The organism is Haloarcula sp. MBLA0138, from assembly GCF_055632455.1.
Genome location: NZ_CM145746.1, coordinates 107,491 through 123,434 on the forward strand (window position 1 = coordinate 107,491; position 15,944 = coordinate 123,434).

Annotated in this window: 18 protein-coding genes; 9 read left to right on the forward strand and 9 right to left on the reverse strand. The window is 69.9% G+C overall.

Features of this window, described 5'->3' with window-relative positions; translation table 11 throughout:
- Positions 1-29: 29 nt before the first annotated feature.
- Complete coding sequence (locus ACV7JO_RS00555) at positions 30-926, reverse strand: CBS domain-containing protein (protein WP_470354391.1); 897 nt, start codon at positions 924-926, stop codon at positions 30-32.
- Positions 927-1,020: 94 nt separating this feature from the next.
- Here ACV7JO_RS00555 and ACV7JO_RS00560 point away from each other — a divergent pair, with 94 nt between their 5' ends.
- Entirely contained in the window at positions 1,021-2,001 is a 981-nt protein-coding gene (locus tag ACV7JO_RS00560; RefSeq protein WP_470354392.1) for a lamin tail domain-containing protein, read from the forward strand.
- 40 nt (positions 2,002-2,041) lie between these two features.
- Complete coding sequence (locus tag ACV7JO_RS00565) at positions 2,042-3,094, forward strand: molybdopterin-dependent oxidoreductase (protein WP_470354393.1); 1,053 nt, start codon at positions 2,042-2,044, stop codon at positions 3,092-3,094.
- On the opposite strand, the gene ACV7JO_RS00570 is transcribed toward ACV7JO_RS00565, so the two are convergent.
- The 7 genes from ACV7JO_RS00570 to ACV7JO_RS00600 all read right to left on the reverse strand — a co-directional run bounded on the left by ACV7JO_RS00570 (position 3,089) and on the right by ACV7JO_RS00600 (position 8,582).
- Positions 3,089-3,709, reverse strand: a complete 621-nt coding sequence (locus ACV7JO_RS00570; RefSeq protein ID WP_470354394.1) for an HAD family hydrolase — start codon at positions 3,707-3,709, stop codon at positions 3,089-3,091. The genes ACV7JO_RS00565 and ACV7JO_RS00570 overlap by 6 nt on opposite strands.
- A complete protein-coding gene (locus ACV7JO_RS00575) occupies positions 3,706-4,128 on the reverse strand; it encodes an RNA-binding domain-containing protein (RefSeq protein WP_470354395.1) in 423 nt (140 codons plus the stop codon). Before ACV7JO_RS00575 ends, ACV7JO_RS00570 begins: the two co-directional genes overlap by 4 nt.
- On the reverse strand, positions 4,125-4,685 hold the full coding sequence (locus ACV7JO_RS00580; RefSeq protein ID WP_470354396.1) for an AAA family ATPase: 561 nt from the start codon (positions 4,683-4,685) through the stop codon (positions 4,125-4,127). Before ACV7JO_RS00580 ends, ACV7JO_RS00575 begins: the two co-directional genes overlap by 4 nt.
- Positions 4,686-4,718: 33 nt before the next feature.
- Positions 4,719-5,561: a polyprenyl synthetase family protein gene (locus ACV7JO_RS00585; protein ID WP_470354397.1), complete on the reverse strand. Its 843-nt coding sequence runs from the start codon at positions 5,559-5,561 to the stop codon at positions 4,719-4,721.
- A 60-nt stretch (positions 5,562-5,621) separates the two neighbouring features.
- Positions 5,622-6,572, reverse strand: coding sequence for an electron transfer flavoprotein subunit alpha/FixB family protein (locus ACV7JO_RS00590; RefSeq protein ID WP_470354398.1), 951 nt, complete (start codon positions 6,570-6,572; stop codon positions 5,622-5,624).
- Positions 6,569-7,366, reverse strand: a complete 798-nt coding sequence (locus tag ACV7JO_RS00595; protein WP_470354399.1) for an electron transfer flavoprotein subunit beta/FixA family protein — start codon at positions 7,364-7,366, stop codon at positions 6,569-6,571. Before ACV7JO_RS00595 ends, ACV7JO_RS00590 begins: the two co-directional genes overlap by 4 nt.
- Before the next feature lie 82 nt (positions 7,367-7,448).
- Positions 7,449-8,582 carry a helix-turn-helix transcriptional regulator gene (locus tag ACV7JO_RS00600; protein WP_470354400.1) on the reverse strand — a complete coding sequence of 378 codons (1,134 nt, stop codon included), beginning with the start codon at positions 8,580-8,582 and terminating at the stop codon, positions 7,449-7,451.
- A 154-nt stretch (positions 8,583-8,736) separates the two neighbouring features.
- Between ACV7JO_RS00600 and ACV7JO_RS00605 the strand changes: the two genes are divergently transcribed.
- On the forward strand, positions 8,737-9,966 hold the full coding sequence (locus ACV7JO_RS00605) for a DUF7096 domain-containing protein (RefSeq protein WP_470354401.1): 1,230 nt from the start codon (positions 8,737-8,739) through the stop codon (positions 9,964-9,966).
- Between the two features lie 31 nt (positions 9,967-9,997).
- On the opposite strand, the gene ACV7JO_RS00610 is transcribed toward ACV7JO_RS00605, so the two are convergent.
- Complete coding sequence (locus tag ACV7JO_RS00610) at positions 9,998-10,618, reverse strand: methyltransferase domain-containing protein (RefSeq protein ID WP_470354402.1); 621 nt, start codon at positions 10,616-10,618, stop codon at positions 9,998-10,000.
- 184 nt (positions 10,619-10,802) lie between these two features.
- Between ACV7JO_RS00610 and ahaH the strand changes: the two genes are divergently transcribed.
- The 6 genes from ahaH to ACV7JO_RS00640 all read left to right on the forward strand — a co-directional run bounded on the left by ahaH (position 10,803) and on the right by ACV7JO_RS00640 (position 15,942).
- Complete coding sequence (gene ahaH / locus ACV7JO_RS00615; protein ID WP_470354403.1) at positions 10,803-11,135, forward strand: ATP synthase archaeal subunit H; 333 nt, start codon at positions 10,803-10,805, stop codon at positions 11,133-11,135.
- Positions 11,122-13,398 (forward strand): V-type ATP synthase subunit I, encoded by a 2,277-nt coding sequence (locus ACV7JO_RS00620; protein WP_470354404.1) that lies wholly within the window; start codon positions 11,122-11,124, stop codon positions 13,396-13,398. The genes ahaH and ACV7JO_RS00620 overlap by 14 nt, the downstream gene beginning before the upstream one ends.
- A 282-nt stretch (positions 13,399-13,680) precedes the next feature.
- A complete protein-coding gene (locus ACV7JO_RS00625) occupies positions 13,681-13,944 on the forward strand; it encodes a F0F1 ATP synthase subunit C (protein ID WP_470354405.1) in 264 nt (87 codons plus the stop codon).
- A gap of 20 nt (positions 13,945-13,964) precedes the next feature.
- On the forward strand, positions 13,965-14,549 hold the full coding sequence (locus ACV7JO_RS00630) for a V-type ATP synthase subunit E (RefSeq protein WP_470354406.1): 585 nt from the start codon (positions 13,965-13,967) through the stop codon (positions 14,547-14,549).
- On the forward strand, positions 14,546-15,622 hold the full coding sequence (locus ACV7JO_RS00635; RefSeq protein WP_470354407.1) for a V-type ATP synthase subunit C: 1,077 nt from the start codon (positions 14,546-14,548) through the stop codon (positions 15,620-15,622). Before ACV7JO_RS00630 ends, ACV7JO_RS00635 begins: the two co-directional genes overlap by 4 nt.
- The gene (locus tag ACV7JO_RS00640; RefSeq protein WP_470354408.1) at positions 15,619-15,942 is read left to right on the forward strand and encodes a V-type ATP synthase subunit F; all 324 of its coding nucleotides are present in this window, start codon (positions 15,619-15,621) and stop codon (positions 15,940-15,942) included. The genes ACV7JO_RS00635 and ACV7JO_RS00640 overlap by 4 nt, the downstream gene beginning before the upstream one ends.
- The last annotated feature ends 2 nt before the right edge of the window (positions 15,943-15,944 follow it).

A 15,944-nucleotide genomic window follows, 5' to 3' on the forward strand; every position in this document is an offset into this window, starting at 1 on the left:
TGGCAATCGCTAACATCCAGCGTACCGGCTCACTCGTCGCGCTCGGGGATTGGGTCCGAGATGACGACGGCGTCGCCCTCGACGACGCACTCCCCGTCGGCGTCGTCGACGGCCGTCACCAGCCGAAACCGGTCGTCCCGGATGCGCTCGACGACCTCGCAGTGGGCGGTGACCCGCTCGCCGACGTCGACGGGGCCGCGGTAGCTCAGCTCCTGTGAGAGGTAAATAGTCAGTCCGGGCAGGCGCGCGAGCGCGGCGCTGATGAGCCCCGCGACGAGCGTCCCGTGGACGATGCGTCGGCCGAACCGGCTCCCCTCGGCGAACGCCTCGTCTAAGTGCAGCCGGTTCGTGTCGCCGCTGGCCTCGGCGAAGGCCTCCACGTCGGCCTCGGAGAGGGTCTTGGTGAAGCGGACGTGGTCGCCAACGTCGATGCCGTCGGCGGTCCCGTAGCTCTCGAACTCCCAGTCGTCGTCCTCGTAGAGGGTGTCGGGACGCGTGAACCGCTGGCGCTGGGTCTGTGTCTCGGTCGCGGCCGGCCGGTGGGCCAGATGTGGGATGTAGTTCGAGAGGTCGGTCGTCGTGACGATGCCGACGAGGTCGCCGTCGTCGACGACGGGGAGCTTCTTGATGCCGTGGGTCCGCAGCCGCTCGACGGCGTCCTCGACGCTCGCGCCCGGGCGTATCGTCACCAGCGAGGTCGCCATCACGTCGCCGACGGTGAGCGCGGTCGTGTCGCCCCGTTCCGCGGTGACCGCCACCACGTCGCTCTCCGTGATGATGCCGAGACACTCGCCGTCCGCGGCGACGACCAGCGACCCGATGCCCTCGTCGCGCAGCCGCGCGGCGGCGTCGACGATGGCGGCGTCGGGACCGATGGTCCGTGCGGGCGCGTTCATGACCTCGCTGACCGGTAGGGGAACGAGCATCCTACGTGGGGCGTCTCGCGCCACCCCCATAACTGTGAGGCGAGTGACGGGTCGAGCCGGTAGGCTTGTGTCCCTCGCCGCCGTCTCTCGGACGATGCGCGCGCTCGTCGTCGCCGCGGTGCTGCTCGCTCTCGCCGGCTGTGCCGGCCCGGTCGCGGAGACGCCTACCGGAACGCCGGCTCCGAGCGGGGCGGCGGACGCGGTTGCCGTCCCCGACCCGGCCGTCGAGGTGAGCGTTACCGCCGTCGTCGACGGCGACACGATACGCGTCGCCTATCCCGACGGGACCACCGACACGGTCCGCCTCGTCGGCATCGACACGCCGGAGGTCCACGCCGAGACCGACCCCGCGGAGTTCGAGGGCGTGCCGACGACGGCCGCCGGCCGGGACTGCCTGCGGGCGGCAGGGACAAACGCCTCGACGTTCGCCAAGCGGCGGCTGTTGGGCGAGTCGGTCGGCCTCGCGTTCGACCCGAACCTCGACCGCCGGGGGTACTACGACCGTCTGCTCGCGTACGTCGTGGTCGAGGACCGTCTGTTCAACTACCGCGCCGTCGCCGCGGGACAGGGCCGGGTCTACGACAGCGAGTTTACCCGCAGCGACGCCTTCTACGCCGCGGAGTCGACGGCCCGGAGCGAGCGCCGGGGGCTGTGGACGTGTGTCGACAGCGGGACGACAGCCAGTAGCGGGGCGGCGGGTGACGACGGCGCGACTACAGTAGCCGCCGACGGCGGGACGACCGCCGTCGACGGGGTCGTGGTCAGCGAGGTCCGCGCCGACGCCCCGGGCAACGACAACGAGAACCTGAACGACGAGTACGTCGTCCTCGCCAACCGCGGGGCAGAGCCGCGCTCGCTCGCGGGGTGGACCGTCGCCGACGCGGCGGGCCACCGCTACACGTTCGACGCACTCGTCCTCGCCCCGGGCGCGACGGTGACGCTACACACCGGCCGCGGGACCGACACCGACGCCGACCGCTACTGGGGTCGGTCGGGCGCGGTCTGGAACAACGACGGCGACACGGTGACGGTCCGTGACGCCGACGGGGCCGTCGTCGCCGAGCGCTCGTACTGACCGGCGGACGGTTCTTGTCCGTCCAGTGCTAACGTCGCCCATGTACCGCTCGTTGCTCCCGTCGCCCCGCGCCGTCGACTGGGGGCTGTTCGCCGCGGTCGCGGTCCTGCTTGGGACGGGCGTGGCGACGATGTTCACTGGCACGCCCGACACCGCGTGGGTCGTCGACGTTCACGCGGCCGCCGGCCTCGTCCTCGTGGCGCTGGTCGCGGCGAAGCTCTGGCGGGTCCGCCACCGGGTCGCGCCCGACCGGCTCACTGCACCCCGCGTCCTCTCGCTGGCGCTTGCGGTCGACGCGACGGCCGCGCTGACGACCGGCGTCTGGTGGGTGTTCGGCGGGACGCTCGATTTGGGACCGTGGGGCCTCTTTCACCTCCACGTCGCCCTCGGACTGTTGGTCGCGCCGCTGCTGGCGTGGCACCTGTGGTATCGACTCCACTCGCCCGCGACCGCCGTCCGACAGGGGCGTCGGGACGCGTTGCGGTACGCCGGTCTCGTCGCGACCGGAGCCGTCGTCTGGCGGCTCCAAGGGCCGGTCAACGACGCGCTGGAGACGGCGGGCGCGGACCGGCGGTTCACGGGCTCCCGGGAGGAGGGGTCCGGCGACGGCAACCGCTTCCCGGTGACCAGTTGGGTCGCCGACGACCCCGACCCGGTCGACGCCGCCGACTGGCGGCTCTCGGTCGGGGGCCGCGTCGCCGCGCCGGCCGACTACGCGCTCGCCGACCTGCCGACCGACGCCACCGCGGACGCCGTCCTCGACTGCACGAGCGGGTGGTACTCCGGCCACGCGTGGCGGGGCGTCCGGGTCGGGGACCTGCTCGACGCGGCCGGCGTCGCCGACGGGGCCGCGTGGGTCCAGTTCCGGTCGGTGACCGGCTACCGCTGGAGCCTGCCGCTGGCCGAGGCCCGGGACGCGGTGCTGGCGACCCACGTCGACGGCGAACGGCTCTCGCACGGCCACGGCTTCCCCGCGCGCCTCGTCGCGCCCGGCCGCCGGGGGTTCCAGTGGGTCAAGTGGGTCGAGTCGGTGCGGGTCACGCGCCGCCGAGAACTGGGCGAGTGGGTCGCCATCTTCGTCAGCGGCCTATAGCAGGGCGTCGACGGTGGCCCACAGGTCCGGCCCGTCGCTGTCGCGCTCGTAGCGGACGGGGACGAACCCGGCCGCCCGCGCGCCGGCCACGTCGGCCTCGTAGTCGTCGCCGACCATCACGTACTCGTCGGCGGGCAGGCGCTCGCGCAGCAGGTCGTAGGGCGCGCCGTCGGCCTTGTGCGCGCCGGCCTCGTAGGAGGCGACGACGGCGTCGAACAGCTCCAACAGGCCGTGGTGTTCCAGCTTGGCGACCTGCCAGTCCCGGACACCGTCGGTGACGACGCCCAGCGGCTCGTCCGCCCCCAGCGACGACAGGCTCTCGCGGGCGGCCTCGGGTACCTCGGTCGTCGCGTACGCGCGCTCGCGAAGGGTCTCCACCATCGTCGCGGGGTCGCCCTCCCGTCCCGCCTCGTCGAGGACGGCCCGCATCGCCTGCTCGAAAGGGGCCGGTTCGAGCGCCCCGTGGGCGGTGCCAAACGCCTCCTCGGCGGTCGCCACCAGCGCGTCGTCGGCGTCGATGCCGTGGTCCGAGAGGGTCGCCCGTATCACCTCGGCGTACGGTTCGGTCCGGTGGACGAGCGTCCCGTCCACGTCGAAACAGAGCGCGGTCGTCATTCGCCGTCCACGTCGAGGGGCGTGCCGTCCTCGGTCGGCGGCGCGACGTAGTCGATGTACGATTCGGCGTCGGGGTCGCGGACGGTGACGACGACGTGGATGTCGCCCAGTTCGGAGGGGTCGCCGACGGCGAAGTTGACCCGTCCCTCGAAGGCCGCCTGCTTCTTCAGGTCGAACGCGAAGGTCCCGTCCTCCAGCCCGTCGAAGAAGACCGAGCGGGCGGTGTCCAGAATCTCCGCGCGGTGGAGCAACTCGGAGAACGCCTCCATCGAGTGGACCTCGGCGTACAGCTCCCCGGCGCGTTGTTCTGGGTCGGCGTCGGGAAAGAGGGTGGTGACGGCGTCGGCGACGCGGGCGGTGACCTCGGTGTCGCTGACCGGGGCGTACACCTCCACATCGACGCTGTAGACGGCGCTCATTCCAGCGCCTCCGGCCCGTCGCGCAGCAGGGTGCGGACCGTCCGCTGGAACGCCGCCAGCGTCGCGGTGTTCTCGATTGTGTAGTCGGCCATCTCCATGGCGTCGCCCATCCCGAAGCCCAGTTCGCGCTCGTCGCGGTCCGCGAGGGACTCGCCGCCGTCGTCGGCGTCCGCGTCCCGGCCGCGCACGTCGAGGCGCTCGGCGCGCAACTCGAAGGGGGCGTCGACCGCCACGAGCAGGAACGCGTCGCCGAAGGCCTCTTCGAAGGCCTCGACCTCGGTGTCCGAGCGGATGCCGTCGACGACGACGGTGTCGGCGTCCTCCAGTTCGGCCTCGATGACCGGCAGCGACCGCTCGGCGATGGCCGCGGGGCCGTTCTCCTCGCGTAGCGCCGTGGCGACGGTGCCGTGGTCGGTCGCCGGGTCCAGCCCGCGGTCCCGACACTCCGCGCGGATGACGTCGCCCATCGTCACGACCGGGACCCCGGCGTCGGCGGCGACGTTGGCCGCCTCGCTCTTGCCGCTGCCCGGCAGACCGACGATGCCGATGACTCTCATTTGGCGGGAGTTGACCGGCGGCGGGCAAAAGCCCTACCGTTCGCGCACGACGACGAACTCCGCGAGGTCGCGCAGGTACTCCATGGACTGGGACTCGGGCGCGTCGACCGTCGAGAGCGCCTCCAAGGCCGCGTCGGACTCCTCGCGGGCGCGCTGGTTGGCCTCCTCGGGCGAGAGGTCGGTCACCTCGACCAGCGAGGGGCGGTCCATCTCGGCGTCGTGGCCCGTGGGCTTCCCGAGTTTCTCGGCGTCGGCGGTGGCGTCCAACACGTCGTCGCGCATCTGGAACGCGACCCCGACCCGCTCGGCGTACTGGCCCATCGCCTCGACGGTGTAGGGGTCGGCGTCGGCCGCGATGGCCCCCAGTTCCGCCCCGGCCCGGAACAGCGCGCCGGTCTTGCGGCGGGCCAGTTCCATGTACTCGTCCTCGTCGGTCGGCTGGGCGACCAGTTCGGTCGCCTCACCTTCGCCGAGTTCGACCATCGACTCGGCGACGGCCTGCATCGCCCGCTCGTCGCTGGAAAACAGCGCGAACGCCTCCCCGAGCAGGCCGTCCGAGGCGATGATGGCCGGCCCGTGGCCGAACTCCGCCCACGCCGACGGCGTCCCGCGCCGGAGTTCGGACTCGTCGATGATGTCGTCGACGACCAGCGAGGCGTTGTGAACCAACTCGATGCCGACCGCGAACTCCACCGCGTCGGCTGGCTCGCCGCCCAGCGCCTCGCAGACGAGTACGGTCACCGTCGGCCGGACGCGCTTGCCTCCCGAGAGGGCGACGTGGCGGACCTGCTCGGCGAGTTCGTCCGGCTCGACGCCGTCGAGAACGGCCCGCAGTCGCTCCTCGACGCGGTCACGACGCCGCTCGAGATACTCCATTGGTCGCCGTTCAGGGCCGCACGGAAAAGTACCTTATCACCCGTCTGCGGAGCACCCCGCTCACTCGAACTGCTCGGTGAGCGCCGGGACGACCTCGAACAGGTCGCCGACCACGCCGTAGTCCGCGACGTCGAAGATGGGGGCGTTCGGGTCGGTGTTGACGGCGACGATGGTGTCGCTGCCCTTCATCCCCGCGACGTGTTGGACGGCCCCCGAGATGCCGACGGCGATGTAGACCTCGGGCGTGACGACCTTCCCGCTCTGGCCGACCTGCCGGTCTTTCGCCAGCCAGCCGTTGTCGATGAGCGGTCGGGACCCCGCGACGGTGGCGTCCAGCGTCTCCGCGAGGTCGAAAATCAGGTCGAGGTTCTCCTCCTCCTCGATGCCCCGGCCGACCGAGACCAGCACGTCGGCGTCGGTGATGTCGACCTCGCCGCTACCGACCTCCTCGAAGCCGGTCACCGTCGAGCGGACCGCCGACTCGTCTATCGTCGCCTCGAAGGGCTCGACGGCGGCGTCGCCGGTCCCCTCGGCCGCGGGCCACTCCCCGGGGCGGACGGTGACCGCCGCGCGCTCCGCGTGGACGTCGATGGTCGTCTCGGTCTTCGAGCCGTACAGCTCGCGGGTCACCGTCAGGCTGTCGTCGTACGAGAGGGAGACGGCGTCGGTCACCAGCGGCCAGCCCAGCCGGCTCGCCAGCGCGGGGGCGTAGTCCAGCCCGTTGACCGAGTTGGGTGCGAGCAGGAGTGTCGGCTCGACGGCGTCGACCACTTGCTCGACGGCCTGTACCGTCACGTCGTGGTTGAACTCCGCGCCCTCGTCGACGGTGTGGACGGCGTCGACGCCCTCGCGGTTCAGCCGCTCGCCGAACGTCGCCACGTCGCCGCCGACGACGACGGCGTGTAGCTCCCCGCCCGTGGCGTCGGCCAGTTCGCGCCCGGCGGTCAGCAGCTCGAGGCTCACGTCGCGCAGCTCCCCCCGCCGGTGTTCGGCCACGGTCAGGACTGTCATTGCCCGCCCACCCCCTTCTCCCGCAGGACCGTCGCCAGTTCGGCCGCCGTCTCCTCGGCGCTCCCTTCGAACACCGTCGCCTCGCCCTCGCTCTCGGGCTCGTAGAGGCGCGTCTGTTCCAGCGGGCTCTCCACGTCGGCCCCCGAAAGGTCGAGGTCGGCCAGCGACCGCTCGGCCAGTTCCTTGCTCTGGGCCTGTCGGATGCCCCGCAAGCTTGCGTAGCGGGGCTCGTTGATGCCGGTCTGTATCGTCAGCACGGCCGGGAGCTGTACGTCGGTCAGTTCCTCGACGCCGCCCTCCAGTTCGCGGTGGACGTGTGCCACGCCGCGCTCCCGGTCCAGTTCGAGGTCGTTGACCACCGCGGCCCACTCGAAGCCCAGTTTCTCGGCGAGGGTCACCCCCGTCGCCCCGAAGCCGTCGTCGGCCGACTGGACCCCGGTCAGGACGAGGTCCGGCTCCTCCTCCTCGGCGACGGCCGCCAGCACCCGCGCCTTCGTCTCCGGGTCGAGCAGCCCGGCCGCCGCCAGCGCCTCGTCCCACACGCGGACGGCGCGGTCGGCCCCCTTCGCCAGCGCCTGCCGGACGGTCTCCTCCGTCTCGGCCGGGCCGACGGTCACGGTCACGACTTCGACCTCGTCGTCGGCCGCCTCCGCTATCCGGACGGCCGCCTCGACGGCGTAGTCGTCCCACTCGTTGAGGTCCCGGGTCACGTACCGGTCGCCGACGGTCAGCCCGTCTATCTCGAACTCGTCGTCGACGACGGCCACCTCCTTGACCGTGACAAGGATTTTCATACCACGAACTGGGTCCGGCCGGCGAATAAACGTTTGCGAACCGGGGGCGGCGGTTACCGCCGCGCCGACTCGCCGCCGCCCGCTACTGGTCGAAGTCGGTGATGTCCTCGTCGGGGAACGAGATGAGGTTCTCCCGGCCGATGCGGAGCTTGTCGATGCGGTCGTCCTCGTCCATCGAGGACAGCAGCTGTGAGACTTTGGCGTTGGACCAGCCCGTCTCCTTGACGATACGGGCCTGTTTCATCCGGCCGCCGTTTCGCTCCAGCAGGCGCTCGACGCGCTCCTCGTCGCTCAGCAGTTCGGCGTCTATCTCGTCGTCCGTGTCCCCGCTCTCGTCGTCGGCCTCGGGTGTCTCCCGTGTCGCGCCGGCCGCCGGCCCGGAGCCGTCGTCCCCGCCCGTCGCCGCGCCGGCCGTCCCATCGCCTCCTCCTACCTCGTCGCTTCGGACGGCGTACCCGACCGCGGCGAGCAGACCGGCGACGACCAGCGCGCCGCCGAGCCACAGGGGCAGGTTACCGAACCGCGGTCCGGTCGGGGGCGGCGAGGTGGCCGTGTCCGTCGGCGTCGGGGGGTTCCCCGTGTAGACGATTCTGATGTCGCCGGACTCGAACGTCCGCGGCCCGCTGTAACGCAACTCCCCGCCCTCCGGAGCCGTCGGGGGGCGCGCGCTGTCGACGGCGTACCCCGACGGCGGCGCGACGACGAGCGACTGGTCGGCTTCGAGCGTCCGGAGCCACGTCCCGTCGGTCGTGTTGAACACGTCGTCGACGATGAGGAGGTCGCCTTCCCTCGTCCCGAAGTTGGTCCACGTGAACTCGAGGATGAGCCGCCCACGGCGCTCGCCGACGACGTAGTCGCGCTGGACCCCGGTGACGTTCATCTCACGACCCGTGGCCTCGGCGGCACCGTCGCTCGCTGTCCGGAACGCCGCGGCCCAGCCGGTGTCGGTCTCACCGTCGGCGTAGTCCGTCGCAAGCGCCTCGAACGCCGCCGTTTCGTTGGCGCTCTCCAGCGCGTAGGTGTCGGTTATCGTCCACCGCGCGTCGCCGTCGGCCTGCAGTTGGACGTAAAACGTCGTGTTCTCGACGACCGGGGCTGTCGGGGTCGTCTGCTGTGCCGGACCGGCCGCGGCGGCCGGGACGGCCGCGACTGCGGCGACCGCCGGCGTCGTGACGACGAGGAGGGCAAGGAGGAACGGGGCTAGCCGCGGGGACATGCCACCAGAGCATCTACGTGCCGAGGGGAAAACGCTTTCTATCCCAGAGTAAAACGTCAGCGCGCTCTTTGAAACGTCTCGGGCCGTCTCAGCCGTCTACACACCCCGTGCGAATGTGGGGAATTTTTGTACGCCCGGGCTGTATCAGGCGGTGATGCGTTCCGCCCTCGCCCTCCTCGCCGTCCTCTCGGTGGTCGCCGCCGGCGTCGTCCCGGTCACCGGTGCGGCACAGACCACGCCGGAGTCCGACGACACGACGCTTCCGGTCATCGTCCCGGTCAACGACACGACGAACCAGCTCGCCGTCCCCGGGGCGTCGGTCCGCGCGGCGGCGTACAACGAGACGACCGTCGACGTTGGGACCGCGGTCGCGTCCGGCTCCCGGCAGCTCCACCAGCGCCACGAGGCCGGGACCTTCGAACGGCGCTTCTACCGGCTGGAGGACGACGCCGACCGGACGCGCGCGGTCCGAGAGGCGCTCGACCGCGTCGTCGAGCAGAAGCGCGCGCTCCAGCGGACCCAACGCCGGGCCATCTCACGGTACGCGGACGGACAGCTGTCGGCCGCCGAGTTCCTCCGCACCCGTGCGCTCGTCGACGCCGAGGCCCGGGAGCTGTCGGCCACGCTCGATCGGATTCGGGCCGCGGCGCGCAACGAACCGGAGTACGACCTCGGGAGCGGGCTGCGGACCAGACTCAGCAACACCAACGGCGAACTGACCGTGTTACAGGGGCCGGTGAGCCAGCGGACCGGCGGAATGATAGCCGGCGAGACCGCGACGACACCGGTGTACGTCGAGGTGTCGACAAGCGGCTACATGGCCGCGACGGTCGCCGACGGCGAGTACGTCCGCGAGACGCACCTGCTCGACGAGCGCCAGCCCAACGCGACCGACCAGTTCGTCGCCAGCGAGCAGAACCGGCTGTTCGCCGCCGACCTGCGCGCCTCCGAGCTGTACCCGTGGCTCTACGAGCGACAGGGGCCGAGCCTCGACGTCTACGGGACCTCCGGCATCTACCAGTTCACCGCCAACCACCGCTACGGCCGGCTCGTCACCTACCTCGACGGCGGGACGACGAACCCGTTCTACGAGATACAGTACCGCGAACTCACGACCGCGACCAGCACCGCGACCATCGAGACGGTCGAGAACGGCACCCACGTCCAGTGGTCCCCCTCCGTGGCGACCGGGCCGGGCCTCGTCGTCGTCGAGAACAACGCGACCGGCGAGCCAGTCGACGCGACCGTCCGCATCGACGGCCGCAGCGTCGGCCGGACCGGCGACGACGGCCGGCTCTGGACTATCGAGCCCCGCGGCGACTACGCGGTCACCGTCACGAGAGCCAACGGGTCGAGCGCCGGCGTGACCGTCGACGAGGGCTGAACGCCGTGCGCCCGCGGGGAGTTCTGGCCGCTCACTCGGGCACGTCGGCGATGGTGGTGATGGCGCGGGGACTGCCCGGTCGGGATTGCTGGATGTGGTGTTCGAACTCCTCGAAGCCCGCCTGCGTGAACATCCGGTCGGCCTCGTCCTCGTCGTAGAACAGCATGATGGCGTCGGCCATCTTCTGGAAGAGGCCGGAGTCGGGGTAGTCCGGGCCGACGATGAGGACCTGTCCGCCGGGCTTGGCGATGCGGCGACACTCCTCGAGGGCGTCGACGGGATTGGGCCAGTACTCGATGGAGCCAGAGGACCACACCACGTCGAAGGTGTCGTCTCTGAACGGGAGCCGCTCGGCGTCGCCGAGGTGGAACTTCACGTCGCCGCGCCTGCCGAACTTCTCGTAGGCCTTCGAGAGCTGGTGGGCGCTCTGGTCGAGCCCGTAGACCGTATCGACCTGTCGGAGGAGGCCCTCGGTGGCAAAGCCCGTGCCACAGCCGATGTCGACCACGGCGTCGTCGGCGTCGAGGTCGAGCATCCCGATGGCCTCGTCGCGCATCCGCTCGTCCCAGATGAACGGGTTGATCTGGTCGTACACCTTCGAGAGATACTTGTAGAACGTCCGTGCGCGAGCTTTGTTCTCGAGGACTCCCATTGTTCCGGGCTTGGGGTTTCTCGGGCATAATTCCCCGGATTCCCGGCGGGCCGGTGCCACTCGTCCGTCCGCGCTGGCCGCGCCGCGGATGTCCCGACGGCGTGGGTTGTGTACTGCTCCCACGGGCGCGCGGGACTTCGCAACTACCAAATAGGCGCTCTAGCAACGGTCACACGATTAGCAAATGCCACGGCCAGAAGTTCTCGACAGGATAAAGGAGGCCGAGCAGGAGGCCGACGACATCGTCGCTGAGGCCGAGAAGGACCGCGAGGAGCGACTCGAGTCGGCCCGAGAGGAGGCCGAGGAGATACGTGAACAGGCCCGCGAGGAGGCCGACGCGGCCGCCGAGGAGCGCCTCGAGGACGCCCTCGCCGACATCGAAGACGAGCGCGAGGAGCTCGTCGAGGAGGGCGAGTCAGCCCGCGAGGACCTCGAATCGCAGGCGGCCGGAAAGACCGACGAGGTGGTCGACCACGTCACCGACCTGTTCGAGGAGGCGGTACATGCTCAGACCTGAGCGAATGTGTCGCGTCTCGGTAACCGGGTCGAAGCGCGTCATGGACGACATCGTCGAGGCCGTCCACGGTCTCGACATGCTCCACGTCACCGAGTACGACGGCTCGTGGGACGGGTTCGAGCCGGGCGACCCCGCCGAGGGGGCCGACGAGGCCTCCGACCAACTGGTCACCGTCCGCTCCCTGCAGTCGATTCTCGACGTCGACGAGGCCGACGCCGGCCCGACGCGGCTGGTGACCGACGACGCCCTCGACGAGGAACTGGAAGACATCCGCCAGCAGGTCAACGAACTCGACGACCGCCGCGACGAGGTCCGCGACGACCTCCGCGCGGTCGAAGAGCAGATCGACACGATGGAGCCGTTCGTCACGCTCGGCATCGACCTCGACCTGCTCCGTGGCTACGACCACGTCTCGGTCGCCGTCGGTGAGGGCGACCCCGGCGACGTTCGGGACGCCCTCGCCAACAGCGAGATAGACGTCTACCAGCTGTTCGACGAGGACGGCGTCGTCGCCGCCGTCGCCCGCGCCGACGAGGGAACGCTACAGGACGCGCTGGTCAGCGCTTCCTTCTCGGCGCTCGAAGTCCCCGACGGCGAGGGCAACCCCGCCGAGTTCCTCGACGAACTGGAACACCGCAAGCAGCAGCTCGAATCCAAGCTCACGACCGTCGAGGACGAACTCGACGACCTCCGACTGGACTACGCCGGCTTCCTGCTGGCGGCCGAGGAGAAGCTGACTATCGAGGTCCAGAAGGCCGAGGCACCGTTGACCTTCGCCACGACGGAGAACGCCTTCGTCGCCGAGGGATGGATTCCCGACGACCGCTTCGCGGAGTTCAAGGAGTCCGTCGTCGATGCCGTCGGCGCGGCCATCGACGTCGAGAAGGTGGCCGTCGCCGACTACGACGGGCACGGCCACGCGGAGTCCCACGAGGAAGTCGAGTCCGACAGCGGCGGCGAGGGCGGCGTCACGGCCGCCGCCGAGAGCGACGGGTCGCAAGAGGCCGTCGCCGACGGCGGCACGCCGAGCGCGGCCGAGCCGCGGGCCGACGGCGGCGTCGTCACGATGGGCGACGCCGACCCGCCGGTCATTCAGGACAACCCCGGCGCGGTCAAGCCCTTCGAGTCGCTCGTCGAGGTCGTCAACCGCCCGAAGTACGGCGAGTTCGACCCGACGGTCGTCTTCTTCCTCACGTTCCCGGCGTTCTACGGGTTCATGATAGGCGACGTGGGGTACGGACTGCTCTACTTCCTCGCCGGCTACGGCCTGTACACGCGGGTCGAGGGCGACGTGCTCAAGAGCCTCGGCGGCGTGGCGATGTGGGCCGGCGGGTTCACCGTGTTGTTCGGCTTCCTCTACGGCGAGATATTCGGACTACACACGATATCGAACGTCGTCTGGCCGGCGCTTGGCTTCGCCGAGGCACCGGTCCACAAGGGGCTTCAACCCGCGTTCAGCGACTACGCCATCGCGTGGCTGACGATCAGTCTGCTCGCCGGGATGCTCCACCTCGCCGTCGGCTGGACGTTCGACTTCGTCGAGAACCTGAGCCACGGTATCTGGGACGCCCTCACCGAGAGCGGTTCGTGGCTGCTGATGCTGTTCGGTCTCTGGGCGTGGGTGTTCTCCGGCGCGATGGGTGCTGCACCGGACTTCCTGTACACGGCCGAGGAAGGCATCTTCGCCGGCCACCCGTTCGCGCTCGGGTTCGCCGGCCTGCCGGCCCTCAACGTGTTCAGCGTCGCCGGCTTCCCCATCTCGGCGTGGCTGCTCGTCTTCGCCGTCGGGCTGGTCCTGCTCGCGCTCGCCGACCCCATCGAGGTCGTCGAGTTCCTCAACGTGTTCGTGAACGTGCTGTCGTACACGCGGCTGGCCGCCGTGTTGCTCGCCAAGGCGGGGATGGCCTTCGTGGTCAATCTCCTCTTTTTCGGCGTCTACGTCGTCGAGACGAGCCACGGCGCGGAGTGGCACTTCGGCATCAGCCACTCGCCACAGCACATGCTCGAACAGGGGACCTACCACGGCCACGAGGTCACCGAGGTCATGTTCGGCGGCCTGATGCACTCGGGCATCGCCGGCGTCGTCGGCGGCCTGCTCGTGCTGGTCCTCGGGCACGTCCTCGTGCTCGTCCTCGGGGTCACCAGCGCCGGTCTGCAGGGCGTCCGTCTCGAGTACGTCGAGTTCTTCGGCAAGTTCTTCGAGGGCGGCGGCAAGGCCTACAACCCCTTCGGCTACGAGCGGAACTACACCACCGAGGACTGACGGGACGGCTTCCGTCCTGTCGTTGCTTCGCCGACCGGCGCGGTCGCCGGTCGGCACAGCGCCCGCGCTCGCCTCCGTTTCTCGCCGCTGTGACGCCCAGCCAGCGGCCTCGCCCGCTCACACGCCGGCTCGGCGGCTGGTACCAGCTCACACCCGCACCCGCCAGAGCGTCTAAATCGGGCGGATAGCCACCTGACGAAGCGTTTTGGGAAGCTTTATGAACTCCGTGGGGTCACATACGCCTGTTCGGACACGAGCAATCCCAGAGAGGACTACAAAACCATGAGCGCACTACTCTCAGCCGTTAGCGTTGTACTGCAGCAGGAAGCCAGCGCCGCCGCACCCGCCATCCCCGCCGGTGCCGCCGCGGCGCTCGCCGTCGGGCTGGCCGCCCTCGGGTCGGGCTACGCCGAGCGTGGCATCGGTGCCGCCGCCGTGGGCGCTATCGCCGAGGACGACAGCATGTTCGGTCGTGGCCTCATCCTGACGGTCCTGCCGGAGACACTCGTCATCCTCGCGCTGGTCGTCGTCTTCATCCTCGGATAACCTCCTCCCCTTTTCCAACAATGAGCCTTGATACAGTCGTAGAGGACATCCGAGACGAAGCCCGCGCGCGTGCAGAGGAGATTCGGGACGACGCCGACGAGCGCGCCGAGGAGATCCTCTCCGAGGCCGAGGCCGACGCCGAGCGCATCCGCGAGGAGCGCGAGGCCGAGGTCGAGCGCGAAATCGAGCAAACGCGCGAACAGCGCCTCTCCTCCGCCAAGCTAGAGGCCAAGCAGGCCCGGCTCGGTGCCCGCCGCGACATCCTCGAAGACGTCCGCTCGGACGTCGAAGCGGCGCTCACCGACCTCGACGGCGACCGCCGCGAGGAACTCACGCGGGCGCTGCTGGACGCGGCGGTCACGGAGTTCGACGACGGGGCCGACCTGTCCGTCTACGGCAGCGCCGACGACGAGGCGCTGCTTTCGGATGTCCTCGACGATTACGACGACGCAACGTACGCCGGCGAACACGACTGTCTCGGCGGAGTGGTCGTCGAGAGCGACTCCTCCCGCGTCCGTGTGAACAACACGTTCGACTCCGTGCTGGAGTCGGTCTGGGAGGACAACCTGAAAGACATCAGCGAGCGACTCTTCGACTCACAATGAGCCGCGAAGCGACGGCAAAGCGCGACCGGGGAAGCAACTACGAGTACGTCATCGCTCGGGTCCGCTCCCGTCGCGCCGCGCTGTTCGACGACGACGACTACCGCAAGCTGGTCCGCATGGGGACGGGCGAGATAGCCCGCTTCATGGAGGAAACGGAGTACGAGGCCGAAATGAACGCGCTCGGCTCCCGGTACAACGGGGTCGACCTCGTCGAGTACGCGCTGAACCGGAACCTCGCCAAGCACTTCGACGACCTGCTGGACTGGTCCGAGGGCGCGCTGTACGACTACGTCGCCCGGTATCTGCGGAAGTTCGACGCGTGGAACGTCAAGACCGTCGTCCGTGGCCTCTACTCCGACATCGACCGGACCGAGGTCGAGGACGACCTCATCCGCGCCGGCGAGTTCGACGACACCCGCATCGACCAGTTGCTCGGTGCGGAGTCCATCGAGGCGGTCGTCGAACTGCTCGACGACACTATCTTCGGGGAGTCGCTGGCCGAGGCCTACGGCGTCTACGAGGAATCGCAGGTCCTCGTGCCGCTGGAAAACGCCATCGACCGCGCGTTCTACGAGAGCCTGCTGTCCGGTCTCCCGGACAACCCAGAAATCGACAGCCCGACCGGGCTGTACGTCGAGTTCCTGCAGTCGGAAGTCGACTTCCGGAACCTCCGGAACGCGCTCCGGCTCGCCCGGAGCGGGGCCGACATCGACCCCTCGGAGTACTACATCGAGGGCGGCGCGCTGTTCGACCAGCAGGAACTGGCCGGGCTGGCCGCCAGCACGGACCAGTTGGCCGCGGCGGTCCGCGAGAGCACCTACGGCGACGACCTCGACGCGGCGCTGTCGGCGCTGGAAGACGCCGACAACCTCATCGAGTTCGAGCGGGCGTTGGAGGCGGCACTGCTCGAATACGCCGACCGACTCTCGAACCGCTACCCGCTGTCGGTCTGTCCCGTCCTCTCGTACGTCCTCGCCAAGGAGCGCGAGGTCGACAACATCCGCGCCGTCGCGCGCGGCCGTGAGGCGGGGCTGGGTCCCGACGAGATCGAACAGGAACTGGTGATACTATGAGCCAAGAGATAGCCGTCATCGGCAGCCCGGAGTTCACGACGGGCTTCCGACTGGCCGGCGTCCGCAAGTTCGCGGACGTCCCGCCGGAACAGAAAGACGAGCAGTTGGACGACGCGGTCGAGGAGATGCTCGGCGACGACGACGTCGGCATCGTCGTCATGCACGACGACGACCTCGACCACCTCTCCCGTGGCGTCCGCAACACGGCCGAGACCAGCGTCGAACCCGTGCTGGTGACGCTGGGCGGCGGTGCCGGGAGCGGTGGACTGCGTGAACAGATAAAGCGAGCCATCGGCATCGACCTGATGGACGAAGAGTAAAC